18 protein-coding genes are annotated in these 15,470 nt (G+C 52.3%); 9 read left to right on the top strand and 9 right to left on the bottom strand.

The window, feature by feature from the left end; genetic code table 11:
* Positions 1 to 7 precede the first annotated feature (7 nt).
* Complete coding sequence (locus OCU43_RS09730) at positions 8 to 1,705, top strand: SufS family cysteine desulfurase (protein WP_091358153.1); 1,698 nt, start codon at positions 8 to 10, stop codon at positions 1,703 to 1,705.
* Positions 1,706 to 1,727: 22 nt separating this feature from the next.
* Here the strand turns inward: OCU43_RS09730 and OCU43_RS09725 are convergent, their stop codons facing one another.
* The 8 genes from OCU43_RS09725 to OCU43_RS09690 all read right to left on the bottom strand — a co-directional run bounded on the left by OCU43_RS09725 (position 1,728) and on the right by OCU43_RS09690 (position 8,229).
* The gene (locus OCU43_RS09725) at positions 1,728 to 3,041 is read right to left on the bottom strand and encodes a sensor domain-containing diguanylate cyclase (RefSeq protein ID WP_091358150.1); all 1,314 of its coding nucleotides are present in this window, start codon (positions 3,039 to 3,041) and stop codon (positions 1,728 to 1,730) included.
* 110 nt (positions 3,042 to 3,151) lie between these two features.
* Positions 3,152 to 3,952 (bottom strand): tRNA cyclic N6-threonylcarbamoyladenosine(37) synthase TcdA, encoded by an 801-nt coding sequence (tcdA, locus tag OCU43_RS09720; RefSeq protein WP_091358146.1) that lies wholly within the window; start codon positions 3,950 to 3,952, stop codon positions 3,152 to 3,154.
* Positions 3,953 to 3,966: 14 nt separating this feature from the next.
* Complete coding sequence (locus tag OCU43_RS09715) at positions 3,967 to 4,182, bottom strand: hypothetical protein (RefSeq protein WP_091358143.1); 216 nt, start codon at positions 4,180 to 4,182, stop codon at positions 3,967 to 3,969.
* Between the two features lie 19 nt (positions 4,183 to 4,201).
* Complete coding sequence (locus tag OCU43_RS09710) at positions 4,202 to 4,891, bottom strand: TIGR01621 family pseudouridine synthase (protein ID WP_091358141.1); 690 nt, start codon at positions 4,889 to 4,891, stop codon at positions 4,202 to 4,204.
* Between the two features lie 49 nt (positions 4,892 to 4,940).
* A complete protein-coding gene (locus OCU43_RS09705; protein ID WP_091358138.1) occupies positions 4,941 to 5,177 on the bottom strand; it encodes an RNA-binding protein in 237 nt (78 codons plus the stop codon).
* A gap of 19 nt (positions 5,178 to 5,196) precedes the next feature.
* Positions 5,197 to 5,901, bottom strand: coding sequence for a DnaA regulatory inactivator Hda (gene hda, locus OCU43_RS09700; RefSeq protein WP_091358134.1), 705 nt, complete (start codon positions 5,899 to 5,901; stop codon positions 5,197 to 5,199).
* Positions 5,902 to 6,049: 148 nt separating this feature from the next.
* The gene (locus OCU43_RS09695; RefSeq protein WP_091358131.1) at positions 6,050 to 7,102 is read right to left on the bottom strand and encodes an AI-2E family transporter; all 1,053 of its coding nucleotides are present in this window, start codon (positions 7,100 to 7,102) and stop codon (positions 6,050 to 6,052) included.
* 38 nt (positions 7,103 to 7,140) lie between these two features.
* Positions 7,141 to 8,229, bottom strand: coding sequence for a DUF2066 domain-containing protein (locus OCU43_RS09690; protein ID WP_091358129.1), 1,089 nt, complete (start codon positions 8,227 to 8,229; stop codon positions 7,141 to 7,143).
* Between the two features lie 162 nt (positions 8,230 to 8,391).
* Between OCU43_RS09690 and purM the strand changes: the two genes are divergently transcribed.
* The 6 genes from purM to OCU43_RS09660 are packed head-to-tail and all read left to right on the top strand — an operon-like array spanning position 8,392 to position 11,946.
* Positions 8,392 to 9,450: a phosphoribosylformylglycinamidine cyclo-ligase gene (purM, locus tag OCU43_RS09685; protein ID WP_091358126.1), complete on the top strand. Its 1,059-nt coding sequence runs from the start codon at positions 8,392 to 8,394 to the stop codon at positions 9,448 to 9,450.
* A gap of 2 nt (positions 9,451 to 9,452) precedes the next feature.
* Positions 9,453 to 10,106 carry a phosphoribosylglycinamide formyltransferase gene (purN, locus tag OCU43_RS09680; RefSeq protein ID WP_091358123.1) on the top strand — a complete coding sequence of 218 codons (654 nt, stop codon included), beginning with the start codon at positions 9,453 to 9,455 and terminating at the stop codon, positions 10,104 to 10,106.
* A 3-nt stretch (positions 10,107 to 10,109) separates the two neighbouring features.
* Positions 10,110 to 10,814: a DUF3108 domain-containing protein gene (locus tag OCU43_RS09675; RefSeq protein WP_091358120.1), complete on the top strand. Its 705-nt coding sequence runs from the start codon at positions 10,110 to 10,112 to the stop codon at positions 10,812 to 10,814.
* On the top strand, positions 10,814 to 11,080 hold the full coding sequence (locus OCU43_RS09670; protein WP_091358117.1) for a YfcL family protein: 267 nt from the start codon (positions 10,814 to 10,816) through the stop codon (positions 11,078 to 11,080). The genes OCU43_RS09675 and OCU43_RS09670 overlap by 1 nt, the downstream gene beginning before the upstream one ends.
* Positions 11,077 to 11,472: an immunity 22 family protein gene (locus tag OCU43_RS09665; protein ID WP_091358114.1), complete on the top strand. Its 396-nt coding sequence runs from the start codon at positions 11,077 to 11,079 to the stop codon at positions 11,470 to 11,472. The genes OCU43_RS09670 and OCU43_RS09665 overlap by 4 nt, the downstream gene beginning before the upstream one ends.
* A gap of 27 nt (positions 11,473 to 11,499) precedes the next feature.
* Complete coding sequence (locus OCU43_RS09660) at positions 11,500 to 11,946, top strand: potassium channel family protein (protein ID WP_091358111.1); 447 nt, start codon at positions 11,500 to 11,502, stop codon at positions 11,944 to 11,946.
* A gap of 98 nt (positions 11,947 to 12,044) precedes the next feature.
* Here the strand turns inward: OCU43_RS09660 and OCU43_RS09655 are convergent, their stop codons facing one another.
* The gene (locus OCU43_RS09655) at positions 12,045 to 12,350 is read right to left on the bottom strand and encodes an MGMT family protein (protein WP_091358108.1); all 306 of its coding nucleotides are present in this window, start codon (positions 12,348 to 12,350) and stop codon (positions 12,045 to 12,047) included.
* A gap of 542 nt (positions 12,351 to 12,892) precedes the next feature.
* Here OCU43_RS09655 and OCU43_RS09650 point away from each other — a divergent pair.
* Positions 12,893 to 13,465 (top strand): DUF3047 domain-containing protein, encoded by a 573-nt coding sequence (locus OCU43_RS09650; protein WP_175483520.1) that lies wholly within the window; start codon positions 12,893 to 12,895, stop codon positions 13,463 to 13,465.
* 77 nt (positions 13,466 to 13,542) lie between these two features.
* Positions 13,543 to 15,306 carry a DEAD/DEAH box helicase gene (locus tag OCU43_RS09645; protein ID WP_091358102.1) on the top strand — a complete coding sequence of 588 codons (1,764 nt, stop codon included), beginning with the start codon at positions 13,543 to 13,545 and terminating at the stop codon, positions 15,304 to 15,306.
* The last annotated feature ends 164 nt before the right edge of the window (positions 15,307 to 15,470 follow it).

Raw genomic sequence — 15,470 nt, 5'->3', positions numbered from 1 at the left:
ACCATTTGTGGATCTACACTCAGTCAGACAGCAGTTTCCGGCACTGCAACAGCAGATTAATGACCACCCACTGATCTATCTGGATAACGCTGCAACCAGCCAGAAACCGGAAGCGGTGATTAAAACTGTAGAACAGTTCTATCGCACACAGAACGCCAATGTTCACCGTGGCGCGCACCAGTTGAGTGAACGGGCCACCAGCGCTTTTGAAGCGGCCCGATCAACGGTAAAGCAGTTTCTCAATGCAACCTCTGAGCAGGAGATCATCTGGACCCGGGGAACTACCGAGGGGATCAACCTGATCGCCCAGAGTTATGCCCGTCCACTGCTGCAACCCAACGACGAAATTCTGCTGACTGAGCTTGAACATCACGCCAATATCGTCCCCTGGCAGATTGTCGCCCAGCAGACCGGCGCGCTGATCCGGGTGGTACCGATCCACGATAACGGCGACCTGAATCTGCAGCGTTTCAGTGAGTTACTGAACGAGAAAACCCGCATTGTCAGCCTCACCCATATCTCCAATGCTCTGGGCACCATCAATCCGGTTGCCGGACTGGTACGTCAGGCGAAGGCGATCGGCGCAACCGTAGTGATCGACGGTGCCCAGGCCGTCCCCCACCTTGAAGTTGATGTGCAGCGACTGGGATGCGATTTCTATCTGTTTTCCGGACACAAACTGTTTGCTCCTACCGGCATCGGCGTGCTCTACGGGCGTAAACCATTGCTCGAAGCGATGCCTCCCTGGCAATCCGGCGGGGAGATGATCAACCATGTCTCTTTCAGTAGTGGCACCACTTATAACGGACTGCCTTTCAAGTTTGAGGCGGGAACACCCAATATCAGCGGTGCACTGGGACTGGCGGAGGCGATTCGTTTTCTGACAGCACTGGATCGCAAAGCACTGGCCCGACATGAACGGGCACTGATGAACAAAGCGGTTGATCTCTGCGCCATGATTCCCGGCTTTAAGCGTATCGGCAGCCCGACCGCCTGTGCTTCGATTCTCTCTTTCCAGCTGGAAAGTCATCATCAGCAGGATGTGGGTCTGATGCTGGACCAGCAGGGGATCGCCCTGCGTACCGGCCACCACTGCGCCATGCCCTTAATGGCGCGACTGGGGCTGCCCGGCACCATCAGGGCATCATTCTGCTTCTACAACACCCTTGATGAGGTTGAACGTCTGGCCCAGGCTCTGGAACAGATCAGCCAGGGAGGTAGCTTTGCGGTCGCTGAAACCGTGTCGGCGCAATCGATCTTTGATGATTCGCCCTTTGGCCGGGAGATCCGTGACCCGGAGATCCTGACCCAACTGACAGCGCTGAAAAGCTGGAATGACCGTTATCGCGAGATCATGCAGCTGGGTAAACACCTGCCGGCGTTTACCTCATCCATGAAGCATGAGCAGTATCGTATCAGCGGCTGTGAAAGTGACGCCTGGTTACGGGTTATTCGTGATGATCAGGGAGCCCTGTGGTTTGCCGCCGATTCCGATGCCCGGATTATTCGCGGCCTGATAGCACTGGTACTGGCGGCACTGAATGGTCGCCTGCCGGAGGATATTCTGGCGTTCGATATCGAGGGGTATTTTGATCAGTTAAACTTAACGCGTCACCTCAGTCCCTCAAGAGGCAACGGCCTGAAAGCGATTATCGAAGCGGTAAGAGAACAGGCGTTGCGGGCAAAAAACAACGAACCGATCTGATACCTGAGTGCAGGTAATAAGATCAGAACAATCCGGGCTGCTCGATACCACTCTCGTCGCTGACCAAAATCGTATCACGCCCGGAGCCCTTGGCTGTGTAGAGGGCATCATCAGCGCACTTGATCAGAGCATCTAAAGCTTGCGAATGTAGCGGACAACACGCCAGTCCGGCACTGAAGGTGTAACTGATCTGCTCCCCCGACTCCAGCTCTGCCGGGTTATCAGCCAGTTTTTCTTTCAACTGACCGATCAGCTTTACGGCACTGGCGACCTCAGTGTTCGGCAGCAACAGCAGAAACTCTTCACCTCCCCAGCGCATCAGCGAATCAGACTTGCGCAGGGTGATATTCATCAGCCCGGCAAAATGCTTCAACACCGAATCGCCTGCCAGATGCCCAAAGCTGTCATTGATATTCTTAAAATGATCCAGATCGATCAGGCAAACGGTAAGACTCTGATTATAGCGCAGTGCATAACTGAGCTGTTTGGAGAAATGAATATAACCGGCACGCCGGTTCAGCAAACCGGTCAGGTGATCATGACTGGCCTGCTCGCGAAGCTGATCTTCCAGGCCCTTACTGCGGGTAATATCATGCACCATACCCACTACCCGTAATGGATTGCCCGCCTCATCCCGCTGACAGACCCGGCCACGATCCCGCACCCAGATATAACTGCCATCGCGCTTACGCATCTGATATTCGGCACTGTAACTATCGTCACGCCCTGAGAGATGCTCATCCAGCGCGGCCATTACCCGGCCCCGGTCCGAATCATGCACTGCCTCGCTCCAGGTCTCCAGCGTCGGTTCCATCTCATGGGGCAGATACCCCAGCATCCGCTTTAGCTGGGGTGAGAAAAACACCTCTCCGGTATCAATAGTCCAGTCCCACAGCCCATCTACCGCTTCATTCAGAGCATAAGTGAGGCGTGCATCCTTGGTGCGGAACGCCTCTCGCTGGGAAGAGGTACGATCAAGGTTACGGGCGATTGAGAGAAAAAGCGGCTGACCTTCAAACTCAATCACACTGGTATAGACTTCAACCGGAAAATAGGTCCCATGTTGATGATAATGGCGACCAATAAAGGTAAAGGCCTGCGGATGACAGGAATAGATCATCTCCGCGATCTGCGCCCAGTGCTCCTCATTTTCAACCCCCTGCTGCAGCGAAATGACACTGTGCTGTAATAACCGTTCGCGGCTCATGCCCAGGTCTGTCCAGGCACGGGTGTTGGCATCAAGAATGCGTGAGCTTTGCGGATCTATCACATAGATCGCATCACTACAGCCTTCAAAAATGGCTTTATAAAATCCTTCTGAAAAGCGCTCAGACATTGACGGGCCAGATATCCATTTGCGGTACAATCGAAACACTTTAGCCTGTTAAACAGAAAGGTCAACCGCAACCGTCAACGATTACTCCATACCAGGCGTTTTAAACCAGGTCAGGGTGCTTTGCTTTCGCGCTCTGCCCTTTCAAGCATCTTCTGCAATACACGGGATACCGCAACAAAACCAAATGTCGCCGTCACACAGGTCGAGGCACCAAAGCCGCCACTGCAATCAAGGCGGGTATTGCCATCTGCGACTGACTTCATCTGACAGACGCTGCCATCCGGCTGCGGATAAACCAGTTGCTCTGTTGAGTAGACACAATCCACCGCAAAACGCCGGCCACTTTTACTGAAATTGTAATAACGCCTCAGTAATGAGCGGGTTTTAGCGGCTAAAGGGTCATGATGGGTTTTGCTCAGATCCGCAATATTGATCTGCGTGGGATCAGTCTGTCCACCTGCACCACCGACAGTAATGACCGGAATTTTTTGGCGCTTACAGTGGGCGATCAGCGCCGCCTTCTCTTTAACACTGTCGATACAATCGATAACGTAGTTAAACTGAGGATTGATCAACTGCGGGATATTCTCCAGCGTGATAAAATCATCCACCAGCTCAACCCGGCAATCGGGGTTAATCTGCCGGATTCTTGAGGCCATGACCTCCGTTTTTGGCTCACCAATAGTACTATCCAGCGCATGAATCTGACGATTGGTATTGGTGATACAGATATCATCCAGATCGATCAGGGTAATGTTACCGATAGCCGAACGCGCCAGCGCCTCGGCCGCCCATGACCCGACTCCGCCAATACCGATGACGGCGATATGCGCCTGCCGGAACAGCTCGGCCCCGGCCATGCCATAGAGCCGCTGAATACCGCCAAAGCGCTGATTAAACGAGTCAGACATATGAAAAACAGGCCTTAAAAGTCATCATCAGTAAGCTCGGTGAGCACCACACTGGCACAACGATTACACTCACCCTCTATAAAGATAACCCCTTTATAAAGATATTCCCGTGGGTTTTTCATCCCCAGATTCGCTTCCTGACAGTTGTCGCACCAGGTTTCCTGCAGAAAGGCCTGCTGCTCCTCCTCGCTACGGGCGCTGAAGTCCCGCTCAACTCGATCTTCGTGCATTGAGGTCCTCAAAATAGAGTTACGTTGCCGGCCAGGCCTGAGCGGCTGGCGGCTTCCAGTTTTCCAGTTGCTGTTTTATCGCGTCCTTAAGAAACAGCTCACCGACTCCAGGATCACACAGATATTCACACCGCTCACCCTGCCAGTCAAATGCCAGCCCCCAGGCATGCAGATATCCGCGGTCGGCCGCTGTTTCAGTTGCACCATGGTAACGCGTATCACCAATAATAGCGGCGCCGATACTTTTCAGGGCAACCCGTAACTGATGTGTTTTCCCGGTTAAAGGGCGCAACAGAAACAACCGCATTCCAGGCATGGGGGAGCAACTGAAAAACCGGGTAATAGCAGGGTTGCGCTGAGCGGTGGTGAGTTTCCAGCTACCCCGTCGGGTGCGTTCCATATCGCCTTTGATCAACCCCTGCTTCTTGCGAGGTTTCTGATCGGACAGCGCGATGTAATACTTTTCGACCCGGCGATCCTGAAACTGACGCGAAAGTATTGAGGCAGCTTCCGAATGGCAGGCCAGTATCAGCAAACCCGAGGTCATCTTATCCAGACGATGAACAAGATAGAGAGGACCACACCCCAGATCAGCTGAGATCTGCTGCAACAGCCCAACCTCTGCGTCATCACGGTGAACCGATATTCCCGGGGCTTTATCAATCACCAGAAAATCGCGTGTTCGGGCAACCAGTGAATATGTTTGCATGCACCTGTCTTCGTATTAAAACAGTCTTCTTATCAAAACAGCCTTCGTATCAAAACAGCGATACATAGGCCCGCAGAGAGTGACCATGCCAATACAGGCCAGTCAGCCGACGGGAAACCCAGTGTGCCTCAGCATTACTTGCCTCGACTGTCAGGATCGCAACCGTCTGTTCCGGCAGATCACCCGGGATAATTTCCAACTCATCAACTTCAGCGTAACGAGAGAGCAGCTCCCTCAGTTCAGCTTCAGTTACATCCGATGTAAAGCCCGCAAGGATAATATTCATAATACGCCGCAATTAATAATCAGAGACCCAGAACCTGTTTAACGAATGGGATGGTCACTTTACGCTTAGCGCTGAGTGATGCAGAATCCAGTTTATCCAGCAATTCAAACAGATCAGTCATACTACGACTGGCACGATGGATGAGAAACCAGGCCACCTCTTCGCTGATCGTGAAGCCGCGCCCCTGGGCACGCAGCTGCAAAGCGCGCACCTTGCCATCATCGTCCAGATTATGCACCTGAAACACCATTCCCCAACTCAGCCTGGAGGCCAGATCGGGCAGATTAAGACTCAGCTGCCGTGGCGCGCGGTCTCCGGCAACCAATAAGCGGTTGTTTTCAGCCCGGATACGGTTGAAAAAATGAAACACGCCCTCTTCCCACTGTTTATTGCCGGCAATAATCTGAATATGATCGAGACATACAAGATCAAGGTGCTCCATACCTTCCAACACCCCCGGCCCCATATCGAGCAACTCATCAAGGGGTAGGTATACAGCTGTGCGCCCCACTGGATCAGAGGCATGGCACACCGCCTGGAGCAAATGGGAACAACCGCTGTCACTGTTGCCCCAGATATACAGGTACTGCTCGCCTTCACCCCTGGCAGCCTGATCCAGCGTGTTGCACAGCAGCTCGTTCCCCTGACAAAGGAAATTCTCAAATCGGGCATCATCCCGCAGAGTGATACCCAGCGGTATCTGAAACGGTTCAGGACTACTCATCTATATCAATACTTATTCAGGCCTGCAGCTGAACACCGGGCCTTTCTCATCGTTAAATGTTCTGGGTTTGTAAGCTTTGCTGTACTTTAAGCCCGCGATTTGTGAGCGCTGAACGTTAAATCACTGCATTGTACTTATTACTGACTGCTTAACAGTCATAAAGTTTACTACTTTTATATCCCTGATGCAGATGTCGGAGGAGCACCATAATAACGGCAGCAACGGGAAGTGCAATCAAAATCCCGACAAAACCGAACAACTGCCCACCGGCCATAATGGCAAAAATAACGGCCACCGGATGCAGGCCGATACGATCGCCCACCAACAACGGTGTCAGCACCATTCCTTCCAGCGCCTGACCCACCGCAAATACCGCGCCGACCCACCCCAGCATAGTGATATCATTAAATTGCAACATCGCTGCTACACCGGCAACGACAATACCGATAATAAACCCCATATAGGGGACGATACTGGCCAGGCCGGCAAGCATTCCAACCAGCAGTGCCAGATCCAGCCCGACGGCCCAGAGTCCCAGAGAGTAGATCACCCCCAGCGCCAGCATAACCAGCAGCTGCCCCTTGATAAAAGCCCCCAGCACCTCATCACACTCCTGCGCCCAAAGGGTGACCTTTCTTTCAACATTACGCGGCAAAAGCACGCCAATTTTATCCATCATCACGTCCCAGTCGCGCAACAGATAGAACATCACGACGGGGATCAGCGCCAGATTAGCCACCCAGGCGGCCAGCGCCAGCCCGGACTGACTCACACTGCTAAACACACCTTTCACAAGACTGCCTGTCTGCTGCCAGTGACCACTCATCAGCGCCTGCAGATTTTGAAGATCAAACTCGGCAAAGGACAACCCGGTATGTTCCTCCAGCCAGGGTATCCAGACGGTCTGAATCATAGAGAATACCTGGGGCACCATTTTCACCATCACCTGCACCTGATGTCCCAGTTTGGGTATCAGCAGAATCACCAGTAACAGCAATACAGTGGTCATCACCAGAAACACCACAACCACTGACAGCGTCCGGCTCAGTCCCCGTGCTTCCAGCCTGTCGGCCAGCGGGTCTGTCAGATATGCCAGCAATGCAGCAATCAGAAAAGGGGATAGTATCGGCTGTAGCAGATACAGGAGAAACCCCACTATCAGGGTAAAAATCAGGAAAAACCAGCGCTGCGAATCACTCATAAACACTCCCTTTCAACCGGCTTTTAAAACAGCGTCCATCATTGCTGCTGCCAGCGATAGCTATAAACAGCTTCAGCCCCATTCTGTAACCGCGACATCGATGTCATCCGCGGATTAAGACGAACGGCCTGCTCCAGCGCCTGAATCCCCCCCTGAATCTCAACCCGGAACAGCACCCGGTCAGCATCTACGCCGCTGACCCGCACAGCATCAACCGGAGGTAACTGGCGCAGATAATCCAGTAACTGCAGATAGTCTTCTATCTCTACTATATTAGCGACTTCAAGTTGCAATCCTGTTTCGACGTAGTTAAAACTGGATGCCCCCAGTGAAGCCAGCGCAAAATCAGCAGTCTCATTCATCACCTGGCTTATCTGTTCCGACAACGAGCCGGACGGGCTGAACGAGCGCGCCTGACCATCTTTAAGCAACAACCATTCCGTTTGCCAAGCACCGCTTCCCCCCTGCACCAGCCGCCCGATCAGCACACCATCGGGCTGATAACGGGCGGATGCCTGTAACACCGGTTCGCGAAAGAAGCCCCACAGATCACTGACATCAACGGCATTCTGATCATCCAGATCTAGTAGTGGCACACTCATGGGCAAGCCTCTCAGATCAGCCTGCTGCCGTAACTCAGCATATATGGGACTCTCCTGTGGCACAAAATCCCGGCCCGCCGCACCCCGCTGTTGCGCCAGCCACACCAGAATGACTGGCCGGGCGTGGCCGATCGCTTTCATAGCTGATTTGTTCAGTAACTGGTCAACCATCACCGGATCAAATTCGAGCAGCAACCGCTGTCCCAATACCTCACGACCATCACCAGCCGCTACCGGCGTCTGGGTCGCCTGATAACTGAACTGACTGAGCAAGGCAGCAGGCTGCTGCAACGCATTCACCACAGCAGGCTTGTTGACTACAGCGCTGCGCCCGGAGACTTTAATCAGTACGGTTTTCAGGCCTGCTTGCAACTGCGCGTCTGAAGGCTGAGCGTGTTGCTCAGGCACCAGCATCTCAGCCGTATAAAGTCCATTTACCGTAGCTGCCTGGGCCAGTGTCGATAAGCCTGCAAAGACCCATACCAGAAGACAGTTACAAAAGTTGCGCATCATGATCGTTTTCATACCCTGTTTTGCTGCCCGGACAACAATCCCGGGCGTCTGAAAAAAAGTGTCCTTTAAAACGGCATAAACTTTAACACACAATAGCCGCCTCACCAGCAACCTGATAGAATACGCGTCAAATTTTTTCTATCAGTAATCAGCCCGAACAGGTTCATACACACTATGTCTGCAACTGACAATAACACTCCTATCAGCTACAAAGACGCCGGCGTCGATATCGATGCAGGTAACGCACTGGTTGACCGTATTAAAGGCGTTGCGAAACGCACCGCACGCCCCGAAGTGATGGGCGGCCTGGGTGGTTTCGGAGCCCTGTGTGAAATACCTGAAGGCTATAAGAAGCCCGTACTGGTTTCCGGCACTGACGGGGTAGGCACTAAGTTGCGTCTGGCAATGGACCTGAACAAACATGACACCATCGGTATCGATCTGGTTGCGATGTGCGTCAACGACCTGATCGTTGCCGGCGCCGAGCCACTGTTCTTCCTGGATTACTATGCGACTGGCAAACTGAACATCGATATTGCAGCCGATGTTGTCACCGGCATTGGCGCTGGTTGCGAGCTGGCAGGAGCCGCTCTGGTGGGCGGTGAAACCGCCGAAATGCCGGGCATGTATGAAGGCGAAGATTACGACCTGGCAGGCTTCTGCGTTGGCGTAGTGGAAAAAGATGAGATCATTGATGGCACTAAAGTCAGCGTCGGTGACACACTGATTGCACTGCCCTCTTCCGGCCCACACTCAAATGGTTACTCGCTGATCCGCAAGATCATAGAGGTGCGTGAAGCTGACCTGAGCGGCACAGTCGATGGCAAGCCACTGACTGAAGCACTGCTGGAACCCACCCGCATCTATGTTAAGCCAGTGCTGGAGCTGATAAGAAAGAGTCAGGTGAATGCACTGTCTCATATTACTGGCGGCGGTCTGCTGGAAAACATTCCCCGGGTTCTGCCACAAAGCGCTAAAGCCGTCATTGATGTAAACAGCTGGCAGATGCCTGAAGTGTTCCGCTGGCTTCAGGCGCTGGGCAATGTTGACGCCCGTGAGATGTATCGCACCCTGAACTGCGGCATCGGTATGGTGATCGTCGTACCATCAAATACGGCTGACGCTGCGCTTGAGATTCTCAAAGGCGCCGGAGAAGCACCCTTTATCATTGGTGAGATCGCTACCGCTACCGAGGGTGAAGAGCAGGTAGAACTGCTGGGCCTGGAGGCCTGAGAATGGCAGAGAAAAGCATTGTAGTGCTGATCTCTGGCAGCGGCTCAAACCTGCAGGCGATCATCGATGCTATCGCAAGCGGCCAGATTAATGGCCGCGTTGCTGCGGTGCTCAGCAATAAAGAGGGGGTCTACGGGCTTGAGCGCGCCAGGCAGGCCGGCATACCTCAGATCGTTATCAACCATCACTTGTTTGATAGCAGAGAAAGCTTTGACTCAGCGATGATGGAAGCGATTGATGCCCACCACCCCGATCTGATCGTGCTGGCAGGGTTTATGCGCATCCTGACAGCGGACTTTGTACGTCATTATCAGGGGCGGATGCTGAATATCCATCCATCCCTGCTGCCCAAATACAAAGGGCTACATACTCACCAGCGCGCGATAGAAGCTGGCGATTCACAACACGGCTGCACGGTCCACTTTGTCACTGAAGAGCTGGATGGCGGACCTACGGCAATTCAGGCACCGATCGACATTCTGACCAACGATGATGCCGACAGCCTGCAACAGCGGGTTCACAGTGCAGAACATCAGATCTATCCGCTGGCGGTTGAATGGTTCTGTGCTGATCGCCTTGCGTTAACAGTTTCAGGAGCTGTTCAGCTCGATGGGGCTACTCTGGCACCTGAAGGATATCAATTCATTCAGGAGTAACTGATGCGCATCGGCACACTATTTATCTCTGCACTTTTACTGGTTTCAGCAGCGCCTGGGCACGCCTCTGAACTATTCATGCCCTTTCGGGCGGTTTATAAAGCACAATGGGATATGGGCATCTCCTTTGGCGGAAACGCGATCGGTGAACTGAAACGCAAGGGGGATCGCTGGGTATCCTCGCTCACAGCTGAAGCCCTGATTGCTGAAGTGCATGAGTTTTCTGAGTTCACCATTCAGGACCAGTCCGTCCAGCCACAACATTATGAATATCACCGCAAAGTGATTGGTGGCAACAAGAATGCGGTATTACAGTTCAACTGGAACACCGGCACCGTACTGAACGATGTATCGAAGAAGCCCTGGACCATGAATGTTGCACCAGGCACTCAGGACAATCTCAGCTATCAGATGCAGCTACGCCTGGACCTTGCTGCGGGCAAAGATGATCTGGTTTACAAAGTCGCCGACGGTGGAAAAATCAAAACCTACCCCTTTATCAAACGCGGTACCGAAACGGTAACCACAGCGATCGGCTCTTTCGAAGCGGTTAAAATCCAGCGCGACCGCGGCCCGGACAGTAAGCGTGAAACCTATATCTGGTTTGCTCCCGAACTCGACTATATCGTGATTAAACTGCAACAGGTCGAAAAAAGCGGCAAAGAGTACAGCTTGCTGATCGATAAACTGGAATTTATGGACCCCTGATGAACGCATACCAACAACAGGCTGAATCGATTTACAACCGACTGATCGAAATGGAGCAAAGGGCTGAACCCAATCTGCTGTTTCTATGCAGTTATCTGCTGGGACATATCAGCCTGGTAAGCGCCGAACAGGGCGACACCGCAGACCAGTTCAATCAACGGGTAGAAAACAGCCTGGAAGATGCTTTTAAAATTGACAAACTCAGTACTGAGGATCTCCACGATATCCGCTCACTCTGGGCTCAGCTAAGCGAGACAGATGCATGAATTTTGAAAAAGAGGGTATTGTTTCAGTCTGGTACTCAACAACTGACTACGCCAGCATCCCTGACAGTTATTTTGAAGAGGATGAACAGGGGCTGGATCAATGGGCCAGAAACTTCCAGATCAGCAGCTACAACCCTGAAAATATGGAAACCAACGGCTGCGAAACCGGCCTTCTGAGTGTTCGCAAAATTATAGCGCCCTGCTCCTGGTCATACTCCTATGGCGAGGCGGTGATTAAAAAGATAGACAAACTTGGCAACCAGCAGATCAGTTGGCTGATACTGATGTTCGATTTTGAATATCGCGCTAAGAAAACCCATATCTTCGAAGATCAATATGTCCATTTCGTCGGCTGTTTTCCATACGACATGGACGCCGGCAATTTAGAATAAGTCAGGAATCCAGGTAAAGAGAGACCGATGGTCAGGCGATATATCTATTCCACTGATGAGTATAATGTCCGCAACTACAGCAGTCTGTTTCTCGGGGTGCTGGCGTTCGTATTGCTCTATAGTCTGATCGCCCTGCTTTCATTTCCCCTGCTCTGGTTTGAACAGCTTCATCCCCAGGCGAATATTCTCAGCTACGCAGACGCCTTCTGGGCACTGCAGATGAGTGCCAGCACCATCGGCTTCGGTGACTTCTACCCGGTCAGCCAGGGCGGCAGAATCATCGTTGCTCTGATGTTCTATATCGGTGTCGGAATCGTCGGATTTATTGGCGCGCAGATCGCCAGCAAAATGATAGGCTTCGCTGATACCAATGTGCGCAACCGTGAGCTACGTCGCCAGAATGAGGAGATAATGAAACACAACAAAGAGTTAGAGAACAAACTTGATCTTCTGATTGAACAGCTGAAATCCTGACCCATTGCACCGCGCTGCCAGCAACTGGGGCTATAAAACTACTGACAACTGCATAGAAGTTAACATCGACAGGTGAAGTAAGGTGAGAGAATACAGGATTACCAGCGAAACCTTGTCAGACTGATCCGACCATTCAGCACCGCTACTCCCTCCTCCTGCAGCCGTTCAACCTGCCTGAGGTATCCTTCACTTCCAACTGGAAATGAGATCTGGCCTTTAGCATTGATGACCCGATACCAGGGCAGTCGCGTATCGAGAGGCAACTGACTCAGACAGCGACCAACCAACCGGGCCGAACCGGAGACACCCGCCAGCTCAGCCACCTGACCGTAGGTAGCCACCTTACCCGAGGGGATGGCCGCCACCACCTGCCATATCATCTCATAGGCGGGATTCTGCACCACAGGAGCAACCTCTTAGTAAAAAACACCACCAGCACTATACTGGATCGCGATGTTGGCGAAAAGCCCGCCCCGCTTTGGCTACAATAGGCTCATCAACCGCCAGAGATAACTAACACCGAACGCCTCAGTACAGGCAACATAGTTACAGCAACAGAGACTACAACCCCCAACAGAAAGGGGCCTGGAAAACCAGGCCCCTTGGGTGAGCGAAGAGTAACACGATGAACAGCTGTTATAAAAAGGGGAACATTACAACAGCCCTTTCGCCCGTAGTTACAGATCAGCACATTGTGCCGTAACTGCCTGGAAACAGCAGCTACCGGCAGCAGACCAATTCAGAGAATAGCCAGAAGGGGAAATGGGCCTTAAAACTCTGATACACTGATCCAAAACGTACTTCTAGTATAGTCGAAACTAAAAAGTGTAAAGCAGATATGTATAATATTTACTCAGCAGTTTACGCAATCACACTGATATCAGCGCTGGCGCTCCCTACCGCCTTGGCCTCACCGGCACAGCTTCCCCAGTTTGATTCGCGGAGTATGTCTCAGTGGCAAAAAGAAAGCTTTGCCGGAGAAACTCACTATTCGCTGGTAACTGAAACGGATAATCAGATACTGGAAGCGCGCTCAGATAGCTCAGCATCCGGGCTTTACTATAAAAAAGATATTTCTATCGACTCAACAACATACCTTAACTGGCGCTGGAAAATCAGTAAAACCTTACCCACAGCCGCAGAAACCACGAAGGCGGGGGATGACTTTCCCGTACGGGTGTATATTGTCGTATCAGACGGCCCCTTTTTCTGGCAAAAACGCACCCTCGTTTATGTATGGTCTAATAATCAGCCGGTAGACAGCCGCTGGCTTAACCCGTTTACCGACCGGGCAACAATGTGGGCCCTTAACAGCGGCAGCAACCAGACAGGCCAGTGGGTACAGCACAGTCGCAACCTTCAGCAGGATCTTAACACCGCGTTCAATAAAACCTATACGCAGATTCAGGCGGTCGCCATCATGACAGACAGCGACAATAGCGGCACACGCTTTTTAAGCTGGTATGATGATCTGAGCTTATCAGACGCTCCATTAGCAGCCGACTCTGAGTCACGTTAATAAAATACGGGCTTTTATTCGACAATAGGCGTATAATTTCGCGTTTTACAATTCCATTCCTTCCGGTACCTTCAAATATGTCAGACACACAAGTCGCATTCAGCGACCTTGATCTCCCCTCTTCCGTTCTTAAATCCATAACAGAGCTTGGCTATGAAACACCGTCTCCCATCCAGGCCGCCTGTATTCCGTTACTACTGAACGGAGATGATGTACTGGGGATGGCACAAACAGGTACCGGTAAAACAGCTGCTTTTGCCCTGCCCCTGCTGAGTCGTATCGACCTGAAACTTAATAAACCTCAGGTTCTGGTGCTTGCACCCACTCGCGAACTGGCAGTTCAGGTGGCTGAAGCCTTTCAGGCTTACGCACGTCACATTCCTGGTTTTCATGTTTTACCCATCTATGGTGGCCAGAGTTACACTCTGCAGCTGAAACAGTTACGTCGCGGCCCGCACGTTGTCGTTGGTACACCTGGCCGGGTTATGGATCATCTGGATCGTGGCACACTGATTCTTGATGAACTGAAAGCGATGGTGCTGGACGAGGCAGACGAAATGCTGCGCATGGGCTTTATCGATGATGTTGAAACCATCATGGCTAAAACCCCTGCGGCACGACAAACCGCACTGTTCTCTGCAACCATGCCGGAGCAGATCCGCCGCATTACCAAGCGTTACATGCGCGATCCGAAAGAGATCAAGATCGCCTCCAAGACCACCACCATGGAAAATATCGATCAGCGCTGCTGGATCGTTTCCGGTGTAAACAAACTGGATGCACTGGTTCGGATTCTGGAAACCGAAGATTGTGGCGGCATTATCATCTTCGCCCGCACCAAGACAGCCACCACAGAGATAGCTGAAAAGCTTGAAGCCCGCGGGTATGCGGCGGCGCCACTGAACGGCGATATGAACCAGCAACTGCGTGAGCGCACCGTGCAGCGATTAAAGGATGCCAAGCTGGACATTCTGGTCGCAACCGATGTTGCCGCCCGCGGACTGGATGTTGAACGTGTCGGCATGGTTATCAACTACGATATTCCTTACGACACTGAAGCCTATGTTCACCGTATCGGTCGTACCGGTCGTGCCGGTCGTGATGGTAAAGCGATTCTGTTTGTTGCCCCCCGTGAACGACGCCTGCTGAAACAGATCGAACAGGCGACCCGTCAGCCAATAAAGCAGATGGATCTGCCCTCCCGCGATATGGTGCAGAACAAACGTCTGGAATCGTTCCGCGAGCAGGTGACCAGCATCTTCAATGATGAGGACATGTCAACATACCGCGAGCTGGTGGATCAACTGGCCTCTGACACTGAACTGGAAACCCTGGATCTGGCTTCTGCCCTGCTTTACATGGCCCAGAAAGATAAGCCACTGATACTGCCTCCAGAGCCTGAACCACGTCCACGTCGCGAGCGGGATAATGATCGCGATAGCCGTGACGGCGAGCGGGGTGCGAAACGCGAACGGATCAACTATGCGGACCTGGATGTCTATCGCCTTGAAGTAGGTCGTAATGATGGCGTTCAGGTGAAAAACATCGTCGGAGCGATCGCTAATGAGGCTGATATTAATAGCCGTCATATTGGCGATATCCGTCTGTTTGATGACCACAGCACTGTTCAGCTACCCAAAGGGATGCCGCCTGAAGTTCTGCAGCAACTGAAAGGGGTATTTATCTGTCGTAAAAAGATCGATATCAGCCTGATGGAGGGTGAAATTGCCCGTCCGGCCCCCCGTAAACCGCGGGGCGACTTTAAGGGTAAAGGGCGTAACGACCGCGGCGGCAATGACCGTGGCGCGCCACGAAAGCCCCGTCCACGTCGCGACGCTTAAGAACATATCAATCTGATCAAGAGAGCCCTGTGGCTCTCTTTTTTTTGTCCAGAATATCGCGCAGCATTCCCCCCTTAATTGGTACTCCGGCAATATTGGCTGAGTAATGACTCTAACTGGATAATCCTGCATTTGATCACTATTCTATGCAAAAACAATAGATC

The organism is Amphritea atlantica, assembly GCF_024347255.1.
Classification (GTDB): domain Bacteria; phylum Pseudomonadota; class Gammaproteobacteria; order Pseudomonadales; family Balneatricaceae; genus Amphritea; species Amphritea atlantica.
This window is presented reverse-complemented; position numbering and strand designations above follow the sequence as displayed.

Coding starts and splice junctions, on each gene's coding strand:
- OCU43_RS09725 (WP_091358150.1), bottom strand. CDS start 3,041: ATGTCTGAGCGCTTTTCAGAAGGATTTTATAAAGCCATTTTTGAAGGC.
- tcdA (WP_091358146.1), bottom strand. CDS start 3,952: ATGTCTGACTCGTTTAATCAGCGCTTTGGCGGTATTCAGCGGCTCTAT.
- OCU43_RS09715 (WP_091358143.1), bottom strand. CDS start 4,182: ATGCACGAAGATCGAGTTGAGCGGGACTTCAGCGCCCGTAGCGAGGAG.
- OCU43_RS09710 (WP_091358141.1), bottom strand. CDS start 4,891: ATGCAAACATATTCACTGGTTGCCCGAACACGCGATTTTCTGGTGATT.
- OCU43_RS09705 (WP_091358138.1), bottom strand. CDS start 5,177: ATGAATATTATCCTTGCGGGCTTTACATCGGATGTAACTGAAGCTGAA.
- hda (WP_091358134.1), bottom strand. CDS start 5,901: ATGAGTAGTCCTGAACCGTTTCAGATACCGCTGGGTATCACTCTGCGG.
- OCU43_RS09695 (WP_091358131.1), bottom strand. CDS start 7,102: ATGAGTGATTCGCAGCGCTGGTTTTTCCTGATTTTTACCCTGATAGTG.
- OCU43_RS09690 (WP_091358129.1), bottom strand. CDS start 8,229: ATGAAAACGATCATGATGCGCAACTTTTGTAACTGTCTTCTGGTATGG.
- purM (WP_091358126.1), top strand. CDS start 8,392: ATGTCTGCAACTGACAATAACACTCCTATCAGCTACAAAGACGCCGGC.
- purN (WP_091358123.1), top strand. CDS start 9,453: ATGGCAGAGAAAAGCATTGTAGTGCTGATCTCTGGCAGCGGCTCAAAC.
- OCU43_RS09675 (WP_091358120.1), top strand. CDS start 10,110: ATGCGCATCGGCACACTATTTATCTCTGCACTTTTACTGGTTTCAGCA.
- OCU43_RS09670 (WP_091358117.1), top strand. CDS start 10,814: ATGAACGCATACCAACAACAGGCTGAATCGATTTACAACCGACTGATC.
- OCU43_RS09665 (WP_091358114.1), top strand. CDS start 11,077: ATGAATTTTGAAAAAGAGGGTATTGTTTCAGTCTGGTACTCAACAACT.
- OCU43_RS09660 (WP_091358111.1), top strand. CDS start 11,500: ATGGTCAGGCGATATATCTATTCCACTGATGAGTATAATGTCCGCAAC.
- OCU43_RS09650 (WP_175483520.1), top strand. CDS start 12,893: ATGTCTCAGTGGCAAAAAGAAAGCTTTGCCGGAGAAACTCACTATTCG.
- OCU43_RS09645 (WP_091358102.1), top strand. CDS start 13,543: ATGTCAGACACACAAGTCGCATTCAGCGACCTTGATCTCCCCTCTTCC.